The organism is Flagellimonas marinaquae, from assembly GCF_023716465.1.
In the GTDB taxonomy this organism is placed as follows: domain Bacteria; phylum Bacteroidota; class Bacteroidia; order Flavobacteriales; family Flavobacteriaceae; genus Flagellimonas; species Flagellimonas alginolytica.
In genome coordinates this window covers 3,211,001-3,233,345 of record NZ_CP092415.1, presented here as the reverse complement: position 1 = coordinate 3,233,345, position 22,345 = coordinate 3,211,001, and the positions used below count along the sequence as shown (strand labels likewise).

General features: G+C 37.4%; 18 protein-coding genes. 9 read left to right on the top strand and 9 right to left on the bottom strand.

Annotated features, from left to right (window positions below):
• Nucleotides 1-38: 38 nt before the first annotated feature.
• From MJO53_RS14275 to MJO53_RS14260, 4 genes are all read right to left on the bottom strand, one after another.
• Complete coding sequence (locus MJO53_RS14275; RefSeq protein ID WP_252079594.1) at nucleotides 39-803, bottom strand: hypothetical protein; 765 nt, start codon at nucleotides 801-803, stop codon at nucleotides 39-41.
• Nucleotides 804-871: 68 nt separating this feature from the next.
• Entirely contained in the window at nucleotides 872-1,603 is a 732-nt protein-coding gene (locus tag MJO53_RS14270; RefSeq protein ID WP_252079593.1) for a hypothetical protein, read from the bottom strand.
• 512 nt (nucleotides 1,604-2,115) lie between these two features.
• Nucleotides 2,116-2,808, bottom strand: a complete 693-nt coding sequence (locus MJO53_RS14265) for a response regulator transcription factor (RefSeq protein WP_313777773.1) — start codon at nucleotides 2,806-2,808, stop codon at nucleotides 2,116-2,118.
• A 1-nt stretch (nucleotide 2,809) separates the two neighbouring features.
• Nucleotides 2,810-4,084: a sensor histidine kinase gene (locus MJO53_RS14260; protein WP_252079592.1), complete on the bottom strand. Its 1,275-nt coding sequence runs from the start codon at nucleotides 4,082-4,084 to the stop codon at nucleotides 2,810-2,812.
• Nucleotides 4,085-4,356: 272 nt separating this feature from the next.
• Here MJO53_RS14260 and MJO53_RS14255 point away from each other — a divergent pair, with 272 nt between their 5' ends.
• Nucleotides 4,357-5,100, top strand: coding sequence for a tyrosine-protein phosphatase (locus tag MJO53_RS14255; RefSeq protein WP_252079591.1), 744 nt, complete (start codon nucleotides 4,357-4,359; stop codon nucleotides 5,098-5,100).
• Here the strand turns inward: MJO53_RS14255 and MJO53_RS14250 are convergent, their stop codons facing one another.
• Genes MJO53_RS14250 through MJO53_RS14240 form a run of 3 tightly spaced genes read right to left on the bottom strand, consistent with a single transcriptional unit; the run spans nucleotide 5,101 to nucleotide 10,240 of the window.
• Nucleotides 5,101-7,464 (bottom strand): GumC family protein, encoded by a 2,364-nt coding sequence (locus MJO53_RS14250; protein WP_252079590.1) that lies wholly within the window; start codon nucleotides 7,462-7,464, stop codon nucleotides 5,101-5,103.
• Nucleotides 7,465-7,509: 45 nt separating this feature from the next.
• Nucleotides 7,510-8,289: a polysaccharide biosynthesis/export family protein gene (locus MJO53_RS14245; protein ID WP_252079589.1), complete on the bottom strand. Its 780-nt coding sequence runs from the start codon at nucleotides 8,287-8,289 to the stop codon at nucleotides 7,510-7,512.
• A gap of 4 nt (nucleotides 8,290-8,293) precedes the next feature.
• Entirely contained in the window at nucleotides 8,294-10,240 is a 1,947-nt protein-coding gene (locus MJO53_RS14240; protein WP_252081249.1) for a polysaccharide biosynthesis protein, read from the bottom strand.
• 293 nt (nucleotides 10,241-10,533) lie between these two features.
• Between MJO53_RS14240 and MJO53_RS14235 the strand changes: the two genes are divergently transcribed.
• Genes MJO53_RS14235 through MJO53_RS14215 form a run of 5 tightly spaced genes read left to right on the top strand, consistent with a single transcriptional unit; the run spans nucleotide 10,534 to nucleotide 15,465 of the window.
• Entirely contained in the window at nucleotides 10,534-11,652 is a 1,119-nt protein-coding gene (locus MJO53_RS14235; protein ID WP_252079588.1) for a glycosyltransferase family 4 protein, read from the top strand.
• A gap of 25 nt (nucleotides 11,653-11,677) precedes the next feature.
• Nucleotides 11,678-12,904, top strand: coding sequence for a DegT/DnrJ/EryC1/StrS family aminotransferase (locus MJO53_RS14230; protein WP_252079587.1), 1,227 nt, complete (start codon nucleotides 11,678-11,680; stop codon nucleotides 12,902-12,904).
• Nucleotides 12,905-12,906: 2 nt separating this feature from the next.
• Nucleotides 12,907-13,497, top strand: a complete 591-nt coding sequence (locus tag MJO53_RS14225) for a sugar transferase (protein ID WP_252079586.1) — start codon at nucleotides 12,907-12,909, stop codon at nucleotides 13,495-13,497.
• Nucleotides 13,498-13,508: 11 nt separating this feature from the next.
• A complete protein-coding gene (locus MJO53_RS14220; RefSeq protein WP_252079585.1) occupies nucleotides 13,509-14,477 on the top strand; it encodes a GNAT family N-acetyltransferase in 969 nt (322 codons plus the stop codon).
• 22 nt (nucleotides 14,478-14,499) lie between these two features.
• Nucleotides 14,500-15,465, top strand: a complete 966-nt coding sequence (locus MJO53_RS14215) for a GNAT family N-acetyltransferase (protein ID WP_252079584.1) — start codon at nucleotides 14,500-14,502, stop codon at nucleotides 15,463-15,465.
• Between the two features lie 6 nt (nucleotides 15,466-15,471).
• Here the strand turns inward: MJO53_RS14215 and MJO53_RS14210 are convergent, their stop codons facing one another.
• Together MJO53_RS14210 and MJO53_RS14205 are read right to left on the bottom strand one after the other, a co-directional pair.
• The gene (locus MJO53_RS14210) at nucleotides 15,472-16,701 is read right to left on the bottom strand and encodes a GNAT family N-acetyltransferase (protein ID WP_252079583.1); all 1,230 of its coding nucleotides are present in this window, start codon (nucleotides 16,699-16,701) and stop codon (nucleotides 15,472-15,474) included.
• Nucleotides 16,702-16,927: 226 nt separating this feature from the next.
• The gene (locus MJO53_RS14205; RefSeq protein WP_252079582.1) at nucleotides 16,928-18,406 is read right to left on the bottom strand and encodes a pectate lyase family protein; all 1,479 of its coding nucleotides are present in this window, start codon (nucleotides 18,404-18,406) and stop codon (nucleotides 16,928-16,930) included.
• A gap of 374 nt (nucleotides 18,407-18,780) precedes the next feature.
• On the opposite strand from MJO53_RS14205, the gene MJO53_RS14200 reads away from it, so the two are divergent.
• The 3 genes from MJO53_RS14200 to MJO53_RS14190 all read left to right on the top strand — a co-directional run bounded on the left by MJO53_RS14200 (nucleotide 18,781) and on the right by MJO53_RS14190 (nucleotide 22,334).
• On the top strand, nucleotides 18,781-19,821 hold the full coding sequence (locus tag MJO53_RS14200; RefSeq protein WP_252079581.1) for an NAD-dependent epimerase: 1,041 nt from the start codon (nucleotides 18,781-18,783) through the stop codon (nucleotides 19,819-19,821).
• 130 nt (nucleotides 19,822-19,951) lie between these two features.
• Nucleotides 19,952-20,950 (top strand): SDR family oxidoreductase, encoded by a 999-nt coding sequence (locus MJO53_RS14195; protein WP_252079580.1) that lies wholly within the window; start codon nucleotides 19,952-19,954, stop codon nucleotides 20,948-20,950.
• A 52-nt stretch (nucleotides 20,951-21,002) separates the two neighbouring features.
• A complete protein-coding gene (locus tag MJO53_RS14190; protein WP_252079579.1) occupies nucleotides 21,003-22,334 on the top strand; it encodes a UDP-glucose dehydrogenase family protein in 1,332 nt (443 codons plus the stop codon).
• The last annotated feature ends 11 nt before the right edge of the window (nucleotides 22,335-22,345 follow it).

Below are 22,345 nucleotides of genomic sequence, written 5' to 3'. Positions count from 1 at the left end.
CATCCAAATCAATCCAAATACCCAAGTAAGCCCATAAATTAATCTCGGACCACGTAGTTGATTTTATCCACCCCCGTGTTCCCCGTTTTGGAGTTATATGCATAGACCGTGATCTGATAGTAGCCGGATTCCTTGACAGCCAGATTACCTTCAAAAATATTCTGTCCGGGATTGTCCAACGGTACATCGGTATATGCTTCGCCATCCTTTTGCACAACGGCCCTGACTTCCATAAGATTGGAGCCCCAGAGTCCATCTTTTTGAATGGGGCAGCCGCACATCATCACAATATTTGCTTTAATATTGATGCCCGATGTTATCACTGTTTCCAATGGAATATATTGATGTGTATTGGGCTCCAATATGTCGATTATAAAGCCGGGTATTTCCAATACTATCCCATCACCCAAAATATCTTTTCCCGGTATAAGCCATATTTGAGTACTAGCGTGTATTTGAGCATTCCTTTTGTTAATAGGAGATATTACTTCTATTTGAACAAAAGTTGGTTCATCAATATCCACAACCGCTAAAAAACCAGCTGTATCATTATCGGACAGTTGGGTGTAACGTTCATGGGGACTTCTCATAATAAGGTCTGTAATTCCAGTGCTACCAGTGGTTTCCCCTTCTGCCAAGATATGCCCGTTTAAAGTGTTTCTAACGATAATATGTGCCCCTCCGATGGAACTACCGATAAACTTGGCATCTTTTGCCTTTGCCCTAACCATAAGTTTGGTATCCGTGGCAAATGCATTAATACAAATTAAAAACAGGGCTAGAAGAAGGATTGAATTTTTCATTGAGTCTATTTTTCAACCTTAAAGTTACTGCTTTTAGCGTGTTTACTAAATGGGGAAGCGGTTTTAATTTACGGGGTTTCTCTTTCCATGATCATTTTCCTACCATTCATATCGATGATATGTTTCAAGAGCTTTCTGGAGCTTTTGCTTATATAATAGGTGTTCAGGACTCGGTTATCACTGATATCATCGGTCACATCTACTTTCCATACATCCAAGGTACTTCCCTTATACTTCATTTTATGGGAAGTTACTTGGTTGATGGATGCGGACAATTCCCCAATTTTAGCCTTCGGATTGTAATCAAAGATGGAAATTGCAGCGCTAAAACCATCTTCATAGGGAAGACATCGAATCAATTGTGGATAACTACTGCTATCAAAAATTGATGCCGGTAAACTTTCATTGATAATTGTTTTTTCCTCACTCTTCTTATCAAAATAATAACCGGTCAATTGATTTCCATATTTCAGTACCATATCCCTATTTTGATTGTATGAGGAATGATAAATGGGCGCAAAATCCTGTTTTTTAACGATAGTGGTATCCACCCAAGGAGTCGTGGCATTTGGAATTCTCACATTGACCACAAAGCTGACTTCATCATCTTTTACTATGATTTCGGTATCAACTTTCCCCAACGTACGTATTATGGAATCCTGGACCATATACCAGTTCAAGGTGTATGCTTCATCTGTTAAGGCATTTTGTTCTATGTTATTACTTTTTGGAGTAAGGATTTGTTGTCCATAAGTAGTTGTAGCCAAGACACCGAAAATTGTTACAATAATGTTTTTCATATATATAGATTGAGATTCTTATGCGCTTCCCATTGGGAAAACATTTGGAATAACAGTCGTATGATCTACAAGATCGTTACAATTAAAAGGTATTCCCTCTGTTATAAAAGTAATTCAGCATTGTAAAAGTTCCGGAAAATTTTAAATTTCGAATCACCCACAACGGCAAGATTTAACGAAGTCTAACACATTCAAACCTACGCTATGAACCAGACGAAACAGATTTGAGCTTTTTCAATTCAATATCCGCAGCTTCTATAAGATTCTTGAAGAAATCGGTTTCCACTTTGGGACAGGATTGTCTTAATTGATATTGAGAGCTTTCAATAAGTCTTTGACAATAAGATATTTGCTCTTGCAATGGGCATTTACGAATGGTATTCGCATATAAACTATCAAGTTGGGACAACGTTGGCTTGGGGGCACGTTTTTTTAGAAACTTCAGCATACAATCAACAAAATGGCATTCTAGTTTAAAATAGCCGCCTCAAATATTAAGCCAAAATATGTGATCACACTTCCGATTCGCGCAACATAAATCCTCTTCGACTAACATTTACGATGCTCAATCTGGGATCTTTACCCAAATGTTTGCGCAAATGCGAAACGAAGACGTTCAGGCTTTTTTTGTTGAAATAATCATTTTTGTCCCATACAGTGGTGAGTATCTCCTTATGGGTGCAAAGTTGGTTCTTGTTCTTTGCCAAAAGCGCCAATAGATCAAACTCTTTGGCCGTTAACTTTATGGATTCTCCTTTATAATTCAGTTCAAAATTATCCATGTTCAGCAAATAATCCCCGATTATATATTGAGAAACATGGGGTTCTTCCACTTTATCGGCCACCAATCTGGCAAGGAGTGCATTGATCCTTACCACCAATTCCTCTTCGTCTATCGGTTTTTTAAGATAGTCAACTGCGCCGAGAGAGAATCCTTTTAAAACATCTATTTTTAACGATTTTGCAGTTAAAAATATAAACGGAAGTTCGGGGTTTATGCTCTTTATTTTCTGCGAGAGTTCAAAACCGTCCATATCTGGCAACATAACGTCCAAGATGGCAAGATCAAAAACGTTGGTCTTTGTTTTTTGAACTCCTTCTTCTGCATTTTTTGCCCAACTTACGGCAAAGCCCTTCATTCCCAAATATTCCGACAATAAATATCCCAGGGCATTATCGTCCTCCACCAAAAGTAGTTTGTACATTCTATCCATTGTTCATTAATTTAAGGGATAGGGTAAAGTTGGTGCCTTTGCCCAATTCGCTTTGTACGGATACCTTTCCCCTGTGCATTTTTATAATTTTTTGAACGTAATACAACCCAAGGCCATATCCTTTTACCTTGTGCACGTTACCTTTTTTTACCCTATAATATTTGCTAAAGATTTTTTTAATGTCCTCCTGTGAAATTCCAACTCCGTTATCGGAAATATTGATCAGTAATTTCCCCTTTTGTTTGTATGCGTTTAGTTTTATAATGGGGTGGTCGGAGTATTTACGTGCATTCTCCAATAGGTTACCGATTACATTTTCCAAATGGAACTTTTCTGCTTTTATTAAATAAGATCCCTTTTCCAATGTGTAGCCAAAATCAATCTGCTCGTGCTTGGCAAGTAAGGCAAAACTCTGACAAATCCGCTCCAATTCGGGCCTAAAATCCACTTCCTGAAACAGCATCAATGGATTTCCGGATTCCATACTGGCGAGTTCCAAAACCTTATCGATATGTTTTTTAAGTCTATCCGATTCTGTTCGGATAAGGTCCACAACCTCTTTTTTCTCATCTGGAACATCCTCTTTTAAAATTTTTGTGGCCAAGCCAATGGAAAACACAGGGGTTTTGAGCTCGTGTGTCAGGTTATTTATAAAATCGTTCGTGGTGGTAATAATGCTTCGTTGCAAGTAAAACGACCGCAACACCCAAATAACAACGAAAATTATCATCAACAAAAACAACAGTCCTGGCAGGATCAGTCCCCTGATCTGTCCCAGAAAATAGTTGTTTAAATCTTCAAAACCGATTTCCAAGATTACTTCCTTTTGTAAGAGCTTGGGCAAATAGCCTTCGATCTTCATAGGATACGTCAAGTTTTCCTTTTTAGAAAGATGTGGCCTTGCAGAACTTAAATAGGTGATAGAATCCCTGGAATAAAGGGTATAGGTAAATGGGGCGTCTATGCCCGATACTTTTAATTGATATGCGATATAATCGTTTAGATAGTATTGTGAGGCTTTTTCCAGACTGTCCAAACTTATATGTACTTGGGAGGTGTCCTTTTGTATGGCATTCCCTAAAGTATAGGTCAGTGCATTTACCGTGGACAATTCACTATTTATGTTCTCCCGCGCTTTATCTATTTTATCGGAAAACTGAGCTTTGGCCAATCCCAAACCTACTCTTAAATACTGGTATTGGACCACCAAAAGACCTATAACGGCAATTACAAAAATTAGGACATAAAGGTTTCTTTTGGTCAGCATAATGCGAAGTAAACAAAAAATCGGGAGCTATTTACATGTTGGTTAACCTGATTAATCTTTCGTTAACCTTTTTGACCTTTTGTTAATCGATAAGCCTTTGGATGTTGCTTATCTTGCCTTTAAGTTTAGTTTAGATAATTAATGTAGCGAATCTATACATCCGGTCCTATGGGCCGGATTTCTATTTTTGGACCAACCGATTCCCTATTATTGATTACAGTTTTATGGATTGAGGGTACAGAACCATTATCTTTGCAGTCCAAATTTTATGCATGATAAGTTTTTTTGAGAAGAAAATTTATTTGGCCGATTATTTACACGGTCTAGTGGACATTCACAATCATATAATTCCAGGTTTGGACGATGGTGCCAAAACTGTGGATGAATCCATTGCATTGATCAATGGCTTCGCAGATATGGGAGTTACCTATTTTAGGTGTACGCCCCATATTATGCACAACCATTACGATAACACGTCGGAAACAATAAAAATTGCCCATAAAGCGCTATTGGCCGGAATGGAGAAAAACGGCTTATCGGATATTACTTTGCACTGTGCGGCCGAACATATGATCGACGATAATTTTGAGAATATTTTGGAAGAGAAACAGATAATGCCCTTAAACAAGGAATATTTGTTGATCGAAATGTCCTATCTACAGCCTTCTTTCAATTTTGATCTTGCGGTGAACAAGATTGCCCAGCACAAGTACTTTCCCATTTTGGCGCACCCGGAACGCTATATGTACTACCATAGTAAATATGGCAAATATCCGTCCATGAAATCGAACGGGATCCTATTCCAGCTCAACCTACTTTCGTTAAGTGCCGCGTCCTATGGCTCCGATGTACAAAAAATTGCGGAGAAATTGTTGAAAGACGACCTTATCGACTTTGTGGGAACCGATGTCCATAATGCAAGGCAATTGAATCTTCTCAAAGAAATCCGACTGTCCAAAAAAATGTTGAATAGACTATTGCCAGCTATCGAAAATACAATTCAATCCTTTTACTGATTAGGAGAATTTCCACCATTTTTTAACGGTTTTACCGTAGCCGTAACCATACTTTCCACCGTAACCTAGATTGGATTGTTTAACGTTGTTTACCACAAATGATAGCCCCTTAAGCTTGCCCTCCTCTTTTAATTTTAACGGAAAGTCAAGAACTTTTAATTCCGTGGCACCTGCCTTAACAACATATAGTATTTGACTGGCATGTTCACTGATCAAAAGTGTATCCGTTACAACCATTAGTGGTGCGGTGTCCACAATCACATAATCATAAAGTTCAGATACGTTCTTGAACAGTTCCTCCATCCTTTCATTCATCAACAGCTCTGTTGGGTTTGGTGGTATTTTTCCTGAGAATATGATATCAATCGAATTTTCATTAACCTGGGCAGGTATCGTGATATCCTGTATCTTCAAATTTGAATTTACAAGGTATTCTGTTAAACCATCCTTGGTACTTCTTCGTGGTTTGACTTTATTTCCAGGCTCAACATCACCACTAGAGAAAAAGTCATACAATTTTGGATTTCTAATATCAGCCCCAATAAGCAATACCTTCTTCCCTGTATTTGCATAAATGGCCGCAAGATTAGAGGAAATAAAGGTCTTTCCTTCACCAGGAACGCTAGAGGTAATGAATATGATGTTGTTGGCAGATGAGTTATGTGACCTTTGAATATAGTTAAGGTTGGTCCTTAAAATCCTGAGAGATTCAGCTAAAACAGATCGATCATCTTTTTTGACCAATCGATTATCTTTTTTATCCAATTTTGGCACTTCAACTATTACTGGAATATCTTCCGTAACTTTTTCTAGGTCCAATTTATTGTGAACTTTGTCATCTAATAAATCATTGACATATATTATTGAAAAAGGTACCAAAAGTCCAAATATAATTGCTGCCATAAAAATTATGGTAGACTTAGGCGAAATAGGCAAATTAGATCCATACGCAGAATCCACTATTTTAGATTTTGGAGCTGCAGATGCAAAGGTTATCTGAGATTCTTCCCTTTTTTGTAACAGATATAAATATAAGGACTCTGTTGTTTGTTGTTGTCGGGAAATATCTCGCAAAGCTCTTTCGTTACTTGGTGCGGCGTATATTCTGGAATTAATTTGAGACAATTGTTTGCTCAAACTGTTAACCTGAAGGTCCAGGTTATTAGTTACATTGTTTAAACTGGACTGCATTCCTCTCTTGAGACCTTCGAGCTGTTGATCCAATTTAACAATAACAGGGTTTTTCTCATTGGAACTTTCCAGCAACCTGTTACGCTGAGCAATCAACTCATTATATCGCTGGGCAGCGTTGGCAATTCCAGGATCGCTTAAACCAACATTGGTCGGAATATAATCGTACCCTTCCTTGTCGTTGATCAGATCTTTCATAGAGTTGGCAATATTTAGTTGAATATTTGCTTCCTGCAATTGCTTTTCGTTTGCAGCACTTTGGGTAAAATTCACATTGGATTGTGATCCTAAATCGGCTATTCCCCTACTTGCTTTAAAACTCTCCGCTGTTTGGTCTACAGATGAAAGGTTACTATAAATTTCGGTTATCCTATCGTTAATAAACTTGGTGGTCCTATCCGCAATGGCCTTTTTGTCCGCTACTGCATTTGCATTATTGGTGAGTATCAATTCATCGATAACGTCTATTGCCCGTTTTTGAATTGGGTCGGTCAGTGATATATTAATAATGTTAGAAAACTCGGCCGCCGGACTTACATTAATTTTTTGCCTGTACCCTGCAGCAACTTTAGGTATGGGCTGTACTATTACTTTTAGCCTTTTGTTCTTGTAAGATTTTAACAGTTTGGTATTGGGAACTAGAATTATATCACCAATATTTGTTTGGATCTTTGATCCAAAATCATATTTCTTGAATGGTGCGTCCTCTTGTTCGGAATATTCAAAAGACGTATCCGAATTTAAATCTATGAAAAATTGATGCCTAGATTTGTTTACAATGGAATCTGCGGAAATAAAGTTTATGTTAAAAGGAAAATCAACACCGTACAGTTCGCTGTCCCTTATATTTCCGATAACGAAGTAACGAACATTCAACTTTAACTTTTTAACCACTTGGGTTAGATTGCTTCGAGATTTTAATATTTCAATCTCATCCTCAATCCTTGTCTTTCCTCCAGAAAAAACATCAAGATCTTGAAGTACACTTAACTCGGAAGATGCCCCTTTGTCTTCAATGATCTGAATTTTGGCAGAAGCATTATATTTGGGTATTGTATAGCGCAGGTATGCAAATGCAAGTAAAAATGCTACTATTACACTCAACACAAACCATTTCCAATGTTTTGTATATGATTTTATTACTGCTTTTATATCCAAATTTGAGTTGTTCATGTTTTTGGGGAAAATTATAAATCTTTAAAGTAAAAATCCAAGACCTTAATTCCTTGTCAATAAAATAACCGCAGATGTAATTAAGGTTGAGACTATTGAAATTGCAATGGTTGCCCTTTGATCTAAGCTGGATTGGGTTTTTCCTGATTTGTTAGGTTCCACATAAACCACATCATTCTGAGTTAAATAAAAGACAGGGGATTTTAAAGCATCTTTCTGGTTTAGATTTATTCTATTATAAACTTTTGTGCCATCAAAGTCCCTAATGACCATAACATTGTCCCTTCGGCCCTTTATATTTATATCGCCGGCCATTCCCAATGCCTCCATAATAGTTATCTGTTCGCCATTTACGGGATATGTTCCGGGCCTATTGACCGCCCCAAGAACGGTAACCGTAAAATTGCGTATCCTAATGTTTATGATCGGGTCCTTTAAATAATCTTTTAATTTCTCTCTTAACAAATCTCGAGTTTCGCTAGGTGACAATCCTTCGATCTTTATTTTTCCTATTACCGGAAAATCAATTTCACCATTCTTATCCACCAAATAATTCACCTGTTCGGCGCGTAAGCCTCCTTCTTCAGTCCCTCGTAACAAATTGAACGGTGCACTGGCTTCAGGATCCAAAGTGGATATATGGATACTTACCAAATCATCTACCTTGAATTTTGTGGAGAAATTGTTTTCGTCGACCAAGGTTTCAAACTGATTGGCATCTTGAAAATAGACAACATCTTTTGATGGTGTGCAGGATACGATAAAAAGTAAGGAAAATACAGCAAGTACTGCCAACTTATTGTTTAGGAACACAGGTTTGAACATTTATTTAATTGTTTAGTTGTGGATATCGCGGTTTTTGATTTTTCTCCAACTCAGGTCTTGGATATTTTTTGTCCAATTTACAAAAATCGGAATTGTTGGAAATATACTCTGGAACAATACTCTTCATCAATTGTACAACATTGTCTTTGAAAAAGAGGTTGGAAATGCATAATTCATCTATCATTGTTCTTATTTTTCCATATTCGATTTCCCTGACCTTGCTTATCATAATCTTATCATGATACGTTGGGAGTGTGTTTTCTCCATTGGCCAACAATTCTTCATACAATTTTTCACCTGGCCTTAATCCGGTTATCTTAATGTCTATATCATCGGGGTAGTGCAACCCTGAAAGGCGGATCATGTTTTTGGCCAAATCCATAATTTTAACGGACTCACCCATATCAAAAATAAATATCTCGCCTCCCTTGCCCATTGCTCCTGCTTCCAAAACCAATTGGGATGCTTCGGGTATAGTCATAAAATAACGGGTAATATCTTCATGTGTAACGGTCAGCGGCCCTCCTTTTTCTATTTGCTTTCTAAACAATGGGATCACTGAACCGTTGGAACCAAGAACATTCCCAAATCTTGTGGTAATAAATTTAGTTTTTCCTTCTTGTTGCCTGCAACTAATGTACATCTCGGCAATACGCTTGGTCGCGCCCATTATATTTGTTGGGTTTACCGCCTTATCCGTAGATACAAAAACAAATTTTTCGACCATATATTCCACGGCAAGATCCACTATGGTCTTGGTTCCCGCTACGTTGATCTTTACTGCTTCGTACGGATTCTGCTCCATAAGGGGAACGTGCTTATAGGCTGCTGCATGGAAAATTCGGTCCGGTCTATATTCCTCGAAAAGCACGCGCATCTTGTTTTTATCCCGAATGTCGCCAACAATCGGTACATAATTGAAAAAACCTGACTGTTTTAATTCTTGTTGTAAATCGTAAAGAGCTGACTCAGCTTGGTCTATCACTATAAGAGCTCGGTAGTTGTATTTACAAATTTGCCTGACCAATTCGCTACCAATCGAACCTGCGCCCCCGGTGACCATGATGACTTTATCGTCAAAATCCTTCATCACCTTACTGTTCTTGATTTCGATAGGAGGTCTATCCAAAAGATCTTCTATCTGTACCCTCTTAATTTGCGAGACCTTTAATTCCCCATTGATCCAATCTTCTACCGGAGGTACTATCTTTACTTTTACCGGCAGGTCCACAATCTCGTTTACCAATACCCGTAATTGCTTGGGATGGATACTTTGAATGGAAAAAATAACTTCGGTGATGTTGTTAAAGTTTACAAACTCCTTGGTTAAAATGGATTTATCATAAACTTTGACACCATTTATCTGCTTACCTACTTTTTGAAGATTATTGTCTACAAAGCCAATTACTTTGGCCCGCATTTTTGAATGGTTGGTGAGCGTATTGTAAGTAATGATCCCTGACTCACCAGCACCGTAAATTAAAACCTTCTTGTAATTTCCTTGATTTGAATTCTTCAAATACTCATATAACACCTTAAAAGCAAACCTTGACAAAGTCAAGACAATGAAGGTGAGCAAGCTATTTATAATAATGATTGAAAGTGGAATTGTAAACCCTGGCAATATACCATAAGCCCTGTTCAAAAGAACTATGACTATTGTGCCAATACTTGCTAAACATACAGCATTGAATATAGCATAAATATCTTTTACGCCTGTATGCCTAACTACTCCCTTGTATGAGCCAGAGATTAGGAATGCAGCCAAAAATACTAATCCAACAACAGGAAGTTGAAAAAAAAGTTTTTGAAGATCAAATTCAAAACTGAGATTAAACCTAATACAATATGAAAGGACGAATGATATAGTAACCACTAATATATCAATGGACAAAACTATCCATTTAGAAGCATACCGATCAACTTTTTTAAATAGGTAATTATGTACCACAAAAGAAGTTTTCAAGATTATTTAAAAACAAACCTAATAATTGCCACATCAAAACATCATTTAATTCGGCAAATTAGAATGTATCATCGCTTAAATACATCCTTTACATTTTAAGTGGTCTTTTAAACATGTTTTTACGTACTGTAGTAGTGTATCTTTATATATTTGCTTTTTTTCCTTCCCATTGTACGTTCATCAGGTTATTAATGAAATTCAACTAAAAAGTATCTTTTCCAACATAAAAAGCAAGCAATTATTGGCATATTTGTTCTGTAACCATAACTCCTTATTGTATGAATGATTCCAAATCCATTTGTCTTGTTGGCGGCGAAGATGCCCATAAAAGGACTGAGCTTGCCCAGCATTTAATTCAGAACGGATTTGATGTCACCATTTTAGGGACTAAAAAATTCGAATGCCCCAACAACATAAATTTAATTGTATACCGATTAAACAGGAAATTCAATCCGCTCTCAGACATTAAGACCGTTTTAGAATATAGAGAAATCCTGAGGCAGAAAGATTTTGATATTGTTCAAACGTTCGACACTAAGCCTGCGTTCTTGCTCCCTTTGGCCACGATGGGAATGAAAATCAAAATCGCAAGGACCGTAACTGGACTGGGGACCATTTTTATGTCAAACAGTATTAAGTTCATAGCATTTCGTTCTTTTTACAAAATATTGCACCGCATTGTAAAAAATAAGGTCTCGCACACCACATTCCAAAATGAAGATGATCACAACTATTTTCTGTCCCAAAACCTAGTGACACTCCAAAATAGTTCACTGATTTTTGGTAGTGGAATAAACCTTAAAAAGTTCTCAATTTCCAATATAACAAAGAAAGAACCTTTTACGTTTGTCTGCGTGGCCAGATTAGTTTATGAAAAAGGAATCGTAAATTATCTGGAAGCTGCCAAGTTATGTTTTGAGCAGGGACACCACTACAAGTTTCTACTGATCGGGCCCCTTGAGGAAGAGTCTAAAAAATTAAATCTAAAAATGCTTGAAGAGTATTCAAAATACATAACGTGGCTAGGGGCCAGAAAAGATGTCCAAGAACTGCTCTCCAAATCCAATGTGTTTGTATTGCCAACCTTTAGGGAGGGGTTTTCAAGGGTATTACTGGAAGCTTCTGCCATGGGCTTGCCCTCGATAACCACAAATGTCCCCGGAACAAGGGAGATTATACGAGACGGACAGGAAGGCCTTCTGGTTGGTGTAAACGATTCCGAAGAACTTTCCAAGGCCATGATTAAGATGGCCTCGGACACCAATCTTTATTCAAGTTGTTCCAGGAATGCCCAACAACACGTCCAACAATTCAGTATAAATCAGATAAGCAAAGATTATATCAATTTGTATAAAAAAATCATCAAGAACAAATTAGAACCAGTTTTAACCCATTAAACCTTACAAGCTAAACCGTATTACCATGAACATTCCTTTTTCACCACCATATATTAACGAGCAAATAAAACAAGAGGTTTTGGATTCTTTGGATTCAGGTTGGATCACTACTGGGCCTAAAGTAAAAAAACTGGAAAATGAGATTGAACTTTTCACAAATGCACCTAGAGTACTGTGTGTCAACTCATGGACATCAGGCTCAATTTTAATCCTAAAATGGCTTGGTGTTGGAGAAGGTGACGAAGTAATAATCCCTGCGTACACATACGCCGCAACTGCCCTAAGTATAATACATGCTGGAGCTATACCGATTATGGTCGATATCAATAATGACTTTAATATTTCGGCTTCAAATATTAAAAAGGCGATAACCCCAAAAACCAAGGCCATAATCCCTGTAGACATTGCTGGTTGGCCATGCGATTATGACAGTATCCATGAATTAGTGCGAGAAAAATCCAATCTTTTCTCCCCAAGCAATACGATTCAGGAACAACTTGGACGTATACTTGTCATCTCTGATGCCGCCCATTCCATCGGGGCCACTTACAAAGGTAAAGATACGGGTGCATTGACCGATATATCCATTTTTTCCCTCCACGCTGTAAAGAATATCACCACTGCAGAAGGTGGAGCCATATGTTTAAATCTCCCAGCTCCATTCAACAATGATGAGCTTTATGCCACCCTAAGATGTTATGCCTTAAATGGACAAACCAAGGATGCCTTTACAAAGAGTAAAGCCGGGTCTTGGCGATATGATATTGTGTATCCTGGATTAAAAATAAATATGCCCGATGTACTTGCGGCAATAGGACTGGGCCAAATAACAAATTACAAAACGCAAATCCTTCCAAGAAGACAGGATATCTTTAAAGCCTATAACCAGTTTTTTGAAGGAAAAGATTGGGCCATCCCCCCTATTTATTCAATGAATAAAAGCATTTCTTCCTGCCACCTTTATGCCTTGCGCATAAAAGACATTGAGGAGGTTCAAAGAGATCAAATCATTGATTTGATTTCCCAAAAAAATGTTGCCGTGAATGTCCACTTCCAACCTTTGCCCTTACTCAGTCTTTTTAAAGAAATGGGTTATGACATCAAAGACTTTCCCTTGGCTTTCAACCAGTATAAAAATGAGATTTCACTGCCTATCTATCCTCAATTAAAGGATGAGGAAGTAAAATATATATGTCAAACGGTCTCCGAAGCCGTAGAAAATGTAATGACCTTAAACACCATCAAAGCTTAAGCATGAAACGATGTATGGACATTCTTTGTTCGGGAATTGGTATACTATTGTTATCACCGTTCATTCTAAGTATTTCCTTGCTTATCAAATTAACTTCAAAAGGTCCCATATTCTACAAACAGGAACGGGTTGGTATAAACAAGACCACCTTTAAAATATTAAAGTTCCGTACCATGCATGTTGGAGCGGACAATAAGGGATTGTTGACGGTGGGTGATAGAGATCCAAGGGTAACCAAAATAGGGTACTATCTGCGAAAATTGAAATTGGATGAACTCCCACAGTTGTTCAATGTACTTTATGGGGATATGAGCTTGGTTGGCCCTAGGCCCGAAGTGAGAAAATACGTGGACCATTATGGTCCTGAAGATATGGTAGTCCTAAGCGTAAAGCCTGGAATAACTGATTATGCCTCCATAGAATTCAGAGATGAGAACGAAATGCTAAAAGGAGTAGTGGAACCGGATAAAAAATATATAGAGGAAATACTCCCAATTAAACTAACGTTAAATAAAAAGTATATAGAACAATCATCCGTACTTGTTGACATCAAAATCATCTTAAATACAATAGCATCAATCTTTAATAGATAAAAAGCCTATAAATGGTAATACAGAACAATCCGTTTACAGACCCAACGTACATTAAGAATTGGACCACTCACTATTACACAGACCGTGAATCCTTCAGGTTTGATTTTATTAAAGGTATTGAGTTTACTAAGCACGATCGTTTGCCATTGTATTTTAATGTAGGTGAAGGAAAGTCCTACGGTATGTCTTATGAATTTAGCACATCATCAAACAAGAAAGATTTTAAGCACAAAGTCTTTTTCATCTATGATGTCCTAGACTATTTCAAAATAAAATCTACCCCTCCTTTTAAGAGACTTGGCGTAAAGAAATTGTTTTCTGGTGAGGGATATCTTGTACAGCTAAAAGAACATGATGATATAGATTCTTACCTTAACGCCCAATTTAACTCAAAAGGAAGGAACAAATTAAAGGCAGGCTTAAAAAAAATGGAAAAGGCCCACGCCATTTCCTACAAATGGTATTACGGTAGTATTTCCAGACAAAAATTCTCAGCTCTTCTGGAGGCATTCTATAAGTTCATAGAAATGACCTACAAAGACAAGGACGTCAAAAACAGTCATCAAAAAAAAGGGGTTAAAGACTGGTACAATGAGATGCTCTTTCAAATGATTAACGAAAAGAAAGCTTCTTTTTTTGTGATCAAAGATGATGAAAAAATAATTTCCGTGAATTTAGCGTATCATGCTGACAATGTGATGTTCGGTGCCGCTGCAGTTTCAAATCCAGAATATATATCATATGGCATGGGATCCATTGCCATTTTAAAATCCATAGAATGGGCCCTGGAAAACAAAGTTTCCTATTTTGACATGAGCAAGGGCTCATTTGGTTACAAACACAGGTGGGCTACTAAAACATATGTTTCGTACCACCATATATTTTTTGATAAAGCGTGCCCGGTTTCAATCTTATTGGCCAATTCCATCTCATTGCTATATTGGGCCAAACAGTTTAGAAAAAAAATCTCCAACAACTAGAATTCTCGCAACATAGTATACTATGGTCTACAATAACAACCCATTTATTTCAGAAACTTATGTGAACAAGTGGATGTCCAGCTTTTTTGATAGAAAAGAACCAAAAGAGTTTTCCTTTCTTGAGGGTATCAAATTTACCAAAAATAAGTTTCTTCCCTTGTTCTACAATGTAGGTACATACAAATCTTGTGGAATGTCCTATGCTTTTAACAATACACTAAAGGCGAAAGGCCTAAAGAACAAGGTTATCATAATCTATGATGTACCCGAGTATTTTAATCTTGATTTAGGAAATATCCCGGCCAATGTAAGTCTCAACCAAGTAGCCCAATATGAAGGATTCGTTACGGAGCTTGACCAATTCAAAGATATCGAGGACTTTATGTCAAAAAAGTTTCCCTCCAAAAAAAGGAGGAAAATTTTGCATCCCATGAAACAACTTGAAGACTCCTACAACATAACGTATGAATGGCATTTTGGACATATTGAGCGAAATACGTTCCTTAAGTTAATCGACAGACTTTATGAGCTAATCGATATAAAATTTGAAGGAAAGTCCAGGGAAAACAGTCATACCAAAAAAGGAATCAGGGAATGGTATGAAGATTTGATCTATGATATGATTAATGAAGGTAAAGCCTCTTTCATTGTTACAAAAAACGAGGATACACCCATTGCCATAACCTTGAACTATCATTCGGACAATATTTTGTTCTCTGCGGTTCCGGGAACCGACCTAGGCTATGCCAAATACGGGTTAGGTTCCATAATGAATGTCAAGGCCATCGAATGGGCCCTAAACAATGGATATTCCTATTTTGACCTTTCCAAAGGAAGCTACGGCTATAAACATAAATGGGCGACACGAAGCTATAATTTTGAGTATCATGTACTCTACAACAAAAACTCTCCCATTGGGTTCATCCTTGGAAATTCTACTGTACTGTACTACAAACTGAAACAGTATGTGAGGAAAAAAATAAGATAAGTAAGCCTAAGCTGTAAATACCACCTTCTTTGAAATACCTTTTCCTTGAATAAAGTAATGTGATTTTTCGCTATTGGCATACACCTTTATATCTTCCACTTTTTGTGGTTTTGAGAATGCCAAGTCATATACTACCGACTTAACATTGGAGTGTGGCTTCTCGGAAATTGATATTTCCTGATACTTGTTTTTGTCAAAATCTGCAGTATCCAGCTCCTGTATGTCTATCGTTTCGCTTTTAGTTTCTTTTTTCTTTAGAAAAAACTTTATTCTCGAATATAACTTGTTGAATTCAATGTCCCTTAAAAATTGCTTCACCCTGAAAAAGTAATAAAATAGGTTACCGTAAAAAAGTGCTTTCAACGAAGTCTTATCATACAGAATGTGGTTTTCGAAATAGTAAAACTTATTGGACCATCTCGTCTTGTAATCATAAGTCCCCTTGGAGTAATCAAATTCCTTGATGTTATTGTCAAAACACCATTCCATGATCTTCATGATAAGTACATGCCCCAAATTGTACCTCCTAAAATCAGTATCAAAGGTCGTGATAGCAAAATAGGCCCGTTCAGGTGATAAAAAACAAAATGAAATCGCAGCAGGTTCTTCATTCACATACAGCACGTTCAATGAAGCCTCTTTGTTCAAAATCATCTTATAACATAGATCGTAATAATAATCTTGAAGCCTCAGGATATTGTTCTCCAGCTCCAGCTCCTCGAATCTTTTCTCGATCAGGTCTAACATTTTGCCAAAATGCACGTCGTACTCTTCTTTTGAAATCTTTCCATGAAACACCTTGAATTCCGTGTTGAAATTTGTATCCAATCGCTTTAAATACTTTCTAAGATTGGTCCGGCTTTTCGAGGAAAACTGGTTGGCAAAATAATCTTCGAACCCACCAAACCCTTCGAGGGATGACAAATACCCTTTGTACTGCCTCACCCTTTTTACAGAGAGTCCCGCAGGCACCTCAATATCTTCTTGGGGCATCTTATCCGATAATACATCATATATTAGAAACGCCTTCCCCTTATAGTCCTGCCCGGATTGATTTAAATTGTAGTAGATGCCATTGGTAATATTCCTTCCCACATTATGGTATATGGGCAAGTACTTGTGCCTGACAAATTGTACAGGATCAATGAATTTATATTCAAAAATTGAGTTTTTTTGAAAATGTTCGGACCAAAGAGAAGTGAAAATTGTACCAAAAAACGGATGGTTTTTTTGCATCTATAGCAGTTTTGAATTTGGTTGGTCACAAACATACAGATGAATCGTATTTTCTCACAAACAATACTTCAAAAACACGTTGAAATTGTATGTATCTTCCTTAAACGACCTACTGGTATACCTTCCTATTTTTTGATTCATTCGGTCTTCCCTCTATTAAATTAAAAAAGGAGGCCTGGGCCTCCTTTTTAATTCTATTGTGGTTGTGGAATTTTCCCTCTCCAAATCAATCTTGGGTCAAAGAGTACAAATACTCTTCAATATTAGTATATCCATTGTCATCAGAGTCTCCGGCGCTATCATCTACATTAGGGTTAAAACCATTGGCAATTTCCCAACCATCAGGCATCCCATCTCCATCCGAATCTACCTTAGGTGTCCCCATGGCCAATGACGGAAATCCTCCTACTTGTGCCTGAGTATCTATTATGCGGCCCGTTCCATTTCTAAACTCATTGATAACCCTTTCATCCACAGAATCAACGTGAGGATAGTTAGAACCACTGTTTCCCAAAACATCTTCAACAATAGCCAATGCGCTAGTGGCCGTTATGTTGCTACTGATAGGCGGCACCCCTTTCATTACGGCGTCATATGTGGTGTCATATTCAACGGAGTTGCCAGGAACATCAAAATAATTGTCAGATATATAGGGTTGAGTACTGCTTAAAGGATAACTGTTATCCGCAATGTAATCAATCATTTGTGGGTTGCTGGATTTAGCACCATCCACACCAGACTTATAATAATTTCCTATTACGGTAAAAACATTTCCAGAGCTTATTCCTGAAGCATATCCAAAATTATAAACAACATTATTAATCATTTCAAATGAATTGCCACCACCAGAACGCACATTTCTCTCACTATTATGGGCCAACAAATTTTTATAAAAAGTAACTTTTTGTGTATTGAGTCCTATCAAAGCTCCTTTTGAATGAGCCCCTTTATCATGGTGGGAGGCATCTAATGCTTCGGAAATGATAGAGTTTTGAATTGTGATATTTTCAAGCGGATCGGAGGAGCTACCTGCCATTCCAACATTCTCATCAATGGCCCAACTTATTGAGCAATGGTCAAAAATCATCAAGTCTCCTCCTCTAGAGCCAAACAAAGACAGGCCATCGTAATCATCGCTGTTTCCACCAACTATAGCACCATTCGCATTTTTATACCCACCATCTCCCACTCTAATTCTCACGTATCTAAAGATTACATTACTGGCGAAAATTCGTATTGAGGCTCCTGAAATCGTTATTCCCCCACTATCTGTAGGTGCAGACTGTCCGGCTACAGTAATATCATCATTTTCTATAGTTACACTGGAAGATAGATTTATCGTACCGCCAACATCAAAAATTACAATTCTAGGGCCAGACTCCTCACAAGCAGCTCTAAAAGAACCTGGACCACTATCATTCAAATTGGTTACCTTGATCACTTTCCCGCCACGTCCTCCGGTTGCGTTGCTTCCAAATCCAACTGCCGAGGGAAAAGCTTTAAGTGAACCAGTAATAAAATCCGTAGGTTGTTCCTCGTCTACATCTGCGTTTCCACCCTCTTCCCCATTGGGAGGATTTTGTGCATCTTCCTCAACTGTTTCTTCCTCTATATTCTCAACTATCTCATCCTCTATGGATTGGTAAAAAAGATCCGTGTCCTTTGAACAGGAAAATAAGGTTACAAAAATTAATACAAGTAACATACAATGTAATGGGGTGAAAATTCTTTTTGTCATGGGATTGCTGCTTTGGGGCTTAAAAATAAATACAGAAAAACTTTTTTTGATGAAATGTCTTATTTTTTCGATGAAATACACTTTTTCATCTAATTATCATTGTTTTATGTAATCAATCTTTCTCATGTAGTCTTTGTACTTACACTCTTTCTTTTACGTATCTCATCTAAGAAATAGTTCACTTCGTCGATTTTTTTAACAAAAAACAACTGTTTTTTCGACGAAATGCACTTTTCTTTAACATCCGCCACATATTTTTCATTCTCGTGGACTTTAAGCATTATTAAATTACTTTATGTTAATCCATTACGAGGATTATCTTTGCAACCAAAACTTCTAAAATGCAAATATTGGTCACCGGGGCAGCCGGCTTTATTGGATTCCACACATCAAAGGCATTATTGGAACTGGGGCATTCCGTTATCGGTTTGGATAACATCAATGACTATTACGACACAAAACTTAAAACCGCCCGATTAAAAGAACTAGGGGTTTTTGACAATGTTCTAAAAAAACCCAACGAAGTTTGCCAAAGTTCAACATATCCTAAGTTTAGCTTTGTTAAATTGGATATAACCGACCGTGAAAATCTTCCTAAGTTGTTCAGCAAACATAACATTGGTATTGTTTGCCATTTAGCTGCACAAGCAGGTGTACGGTATAGCATTGAAAATCCAGAAGCCTATATAGATAGTAATATTGTTGGCTTTCTCAATATTTTGGAATGCTGCAGAAACTTTAAAATAAAACATCTTTTGTATGCCAGCAGCTCGAGTGTTTATGGCAATAACAAATCCATTCCATTTAAGACAACGGATAATGTAGATCATCCTGTGAGTTTGTACGCCGCGACCAAAAAAAGCAATGAACTCATGGCCCACACATATAGCCACCTTTACGATATTCCTACTACAGGGCTACGCTTTTTTACTGTATATGGGCCTTGGGGCAGACCCGATATGGCAATGTTCCTTTTTACCGATGCAATACTAAAAGGCAAGCCGATCAAGGTGTTTAACCATGGGAACATGGAACGTGACTTTACCTATATAGACGATATCGTGACAGGTATTGTGCATATTATTGAAGGAGACCTTGAAAAACGATTGAAATTTGGAGAAAAATATAAAGTCTACAATATTGGAAACAATCAGTCTGTAAAATTAACAGATTTTATCAAAGCCATAGAAGAAGAGTTGGGAACAACGGCACAAAAGGAATTATTGCCCATGCAAGATGGTGATGTTCCCAAGACCTGGGCAGATGTGAAGGACTTAATGAATGATTTTAACTATAGACCAAATACATCAATCAAAAAGGGAGTTGCAAGTTTTGTTTCCTGGTACAAAAATTTTTACGGATATAACCACGAGAATCCTTAATAAAAAGATCATTGATCAAAATTTTACGCTAAGGAATACGTTTTATCGTATTTTATCAACGTTGATAGAAAACAAACTCCCATTTCATTTGTTTTAATGAATTTTACGTGAAAAATCGAAATAGACTTTAATGGAAATTAAAAATCTAAACCTAAAAAAGGATTTCAATATTTTAGTAACCGGAGGAGCTGGTTTTATTGGATCAAATCTCTGTGAAGCTATACTTAAAAATGGCAACAAAGTAAGATGTTTGGATAATTTTGCCACAGGTAAAAAAGAAAATATTCAACACCTTATGTCCAATCCAAATTTTGAATTGATTGAAGGTGACATCAGAAATTCAGAAGATTGCAACGAAGCATGCGAAAACATGGATTACGTATTGCACCAAGCAGCTTTGGGTTCGGTACCCCGATCCATTAAAGACCCTTTTACCAGCAACGAAGTTAATGTAGGCGGTTTTCTTAACATGTTGATCGCTTCTCGGGACAATAATATAAAACGCTTTGTTTATGCGGCCAGTAGCTCAACCTACGGTGACTCGAAAAACATGCCAAAAGTAGAAGACATTATTGGCAAACCGTTGTCCCCATATGCAATAACCAAATATGTAAACGAATTGTATGCAGATGTTTTTGCCAAAACATACGGTATGGAGACCATCGGTCTTAGATATTTCAATGTATTTGGCCGAAAGCAGGATCCCAATGGTGCCTATGCAGCAGTAATCCCTAAGTTTGTTATGCAATTAATGAAGCACGAATCCCCGACTATTAATGGTGACGGTAGCTTTTCCCGGGATTTTACCTATATAGACAATGTAATTGAAATGAACATCAGGGCAATTGTCAGTAACAATGTCGATGCTGTGAATACCGTTTATAATGTAGCTTATGGAGAACGTACAACCCTTAACCAACTTGTTGGTCTACTTAAAGAGAACCTGAGTGTTTACGACTCGGAAATATCTAACGTAGAAATTAACTACGGTCCTGAAAGAACCGGAGATGTACCCCATTCCTTAGCGTCGATAGATAAAGCTAGAGAACTTTTAAATTACGATCCTAATTACAATATTGAACAAGGATTAAAAGAAGCTGTTCATTGGTACTGGGAAAACTTGAAGTAACTTTGAGTTTTTGATACTGATTTCCCCAAATTTATTCTAAAAACAATAACAAATGAGATTAACCGTAATTGGTACTGGCTATGTTGGTTTGGTAAGCGGCACCTGTTTTGCCGAAATGGGCAATGAGGTCACATGTATCGACATTGACCAGAAAAAAATAGAAGGCCTAAAAAAAGGTATCATTCCAATATACGAACCAGGTCTGGAACCAATGGTTCTAAGAAATGTTAAGAACGGAACACTTCATTTTAGCACGGATTTATCAAAACACATCAAAAATTGTGACATTGCCTTTATTGCTGTGGGCACACCTATGGGTGAAGATGGTTCAGCCGACTTACAATATGTATTAAAAGTAGCCGAACAAATAGGTCAGAGCATGGACGCTACCTTAATAGTGGTCGATAAATCAACTGTTCCGGTGGGTACTGCGGACAAAGTTCGGACCACTATTCAAAAAGAACTTGATAAGCGCAAACTGAACATAGAATTTGATGTTGTATCAAACCCGGAGTTTTTAAAGGAAGGTGATGCTATCAACGATTTTATGAAACCTGATCGCGTGGTAGTAGGTGCGGACAACCCTGAAGCCACCAAAAAAATGAGACAACTCTACGCTCCATTTTTTAGGAGCAGCATGGATCGATTGATTACAATGGACGTACGATCTGCGGAAATGACCAAATATGTCGCGAACGCTATGCTAGCGACCAAAATATCCTTTATGAACGAAGTCGCAAATATTTGCGAACTAGTTGGTGCCGATGTGAACAAGGTAAGGATCGGTATTGGCTCGGACAGTAGAATAGGCTACAGTTTTATATATCCAGGTAGTGGTTATGGAGGATCTTGCTTTCCAAAAGACGTTAAAGCCTTAAAAAAAACTGCAACGGAGCATGGCTATATTCCACAACTGATAGGAGCAGTGGAAGATGTGAACGATAGGCAAAAACTGGTAGTGGCCAAAAAAATTGCCCAAAGGTTCAATGAAGATCTTAAAGGAAAAACTTTTGCTATTTGGGGACTTGCCTTTAAGCCTCAAACCGATGATATGAGAGAAGCACCCGCCATTTATATTATAAAATATTTAGTGGAAAGAGGTGCCAAAATCCAAGCGTACGATCCCAAAGCAATGAACGAAGCAAAAGAGTTCTACTTAAAGGACCTTGATAATATTAGTTATCACGATTCCAAATATGACACTTTAAACGGTGCAGAAGCTATGGTTTTATTAACAGAATGGAAAGAATTTAGGTCTCCAGACTTCAATGAAATCAAAAAGCGATTGAACAAAGCCATAATATTTGACGGTAGAAACCAATATAACGATACCATATTGGAAGAATTGGGAATCGAGTACCATCAAATTGGCAAAAAAAAATAACAAAACCTGTC

Excerpts from the sequence above, each read along its gene's own strand:
- MJO53_RS14275 (WP_252079594.1), bottom strand. The coding sequence starts at position 803 with ATGAAAAATTCAATCCTTCTTCTAGCCCTGTTTTTAATTTGTATTAAT.
- MJO53_RS14270 (WP_252079593.1), bottom strand. The coding sequence starts at position 1,603 with ATGAAAAACATTATTGTAACAATTTTCGGTGTCTTGGCTACAACTACT.
- MJO53_RS14265 (WP_313777773.1), bottom strand. The coding sequence starts at position 2,808 with ATGTACAAACTACTTTTGGTGGAGGACGATAATGCCCTGGGATATTTA.
- MJO53_RS14260 (WP_252079592.1), bottom strand. The coding sequence starts at position 4,084 with ATGCTGACCAAAAGAAACCTTTATGTCCTAATTTTTGTAATTGCCGTT.
- MJO53_RS14255 (WP_252079591.1), top strand. The coding sequence starts at position 4,357 with ATGATAAGTTTTTTTGAGAAGAAAATTTATTTGGCCGATTATTTACAC.
- MJO53_RS14250 (WP_252079590.1), bottom strand. The coding sequence starts at position 7,464 with ATGAACAACTCAAATTTGGATATAAAAGCAGTAATAAAATCATATACA.
- MJO53_RS14245 (WP_252079589.1), bottom strand. The coding sequence starts at position 8,289 with ATGTTCAAACCTGTGTTCCTAAACAATAAGTTGGCAGTACTTGCTGTA.
- MJO53_RS14235 (WP_252079588.1), top strand. The coding sequence starts at position 10,534 with ATGAATGATTCCAAATCCATTTGTCTTGTTGGCGGCGAAGATGCCCAT.
- MJO53_RS14230 (WP_252079587.1), top strand. The coding sequence starts at position 11,678 with ATGAACATTCCTTTTTCACCACCATATATTAACGAGCAAATAAAACAA.
- MJO53_RS14225 (WP_252079586.1), top strand. The coding sequence starts at position 12,907 with ATGAAACGATGTATGGACATTCTTTGTTCGGGAATTGGTATACTATTG.
- MJO53_RS14220 (WP_252079585.1), top strand. The coding sequence starts at position 13,509 with ATGGTAATACAGAACAATCCGTTTACAGACCCAACGTACATTAAGAAT.
- MJO53_RS14215 (WP_252079584.1), top strand. The coding sequence starts at position 14,500 with ATGGTCTACAATAACAACCCATTTATTTCAGAAACTTATGTGAACAAG.
- MJO53_RS14210 (WP_252079583.1), bottom strand. The coding sequence starts at position 16,701 with ATGCAAAAAAACCATCCGTTTTTTGGTACAATTTTCACTTCTCTTTGG.
- MJO53_RS14205 (WP_252079582.1), bottom strand. The coding sequence starts at position 18,406 with ATGTTACTTGTATTAATTTTTGTAACCTTATTTTCCTGTTCAAAGGAC.
- MJO53_RS14200 (WP_252079581.1), top strand. The coding sequence starts at position 18,781 with ATGCAAATATTGGTCACCGGGGCAGCCGGCTTTATTGGATTCCACACA.
- MJO53_RS14195 (WP_252079580.1), top strand. The coding sequence starts at position 19,952 with ATGGAAATTAAAAATCTAAACCTAAAAAAGGATTTCAATATTTTAGTA.
- MJO53_RS14190 (WP_252079579.1), top strand. The coding sequence starts at position 21,003 with ATGAGATTAACCGTAATTGGTACTGGCTATGTTGGTTTGGTAAGCGGC.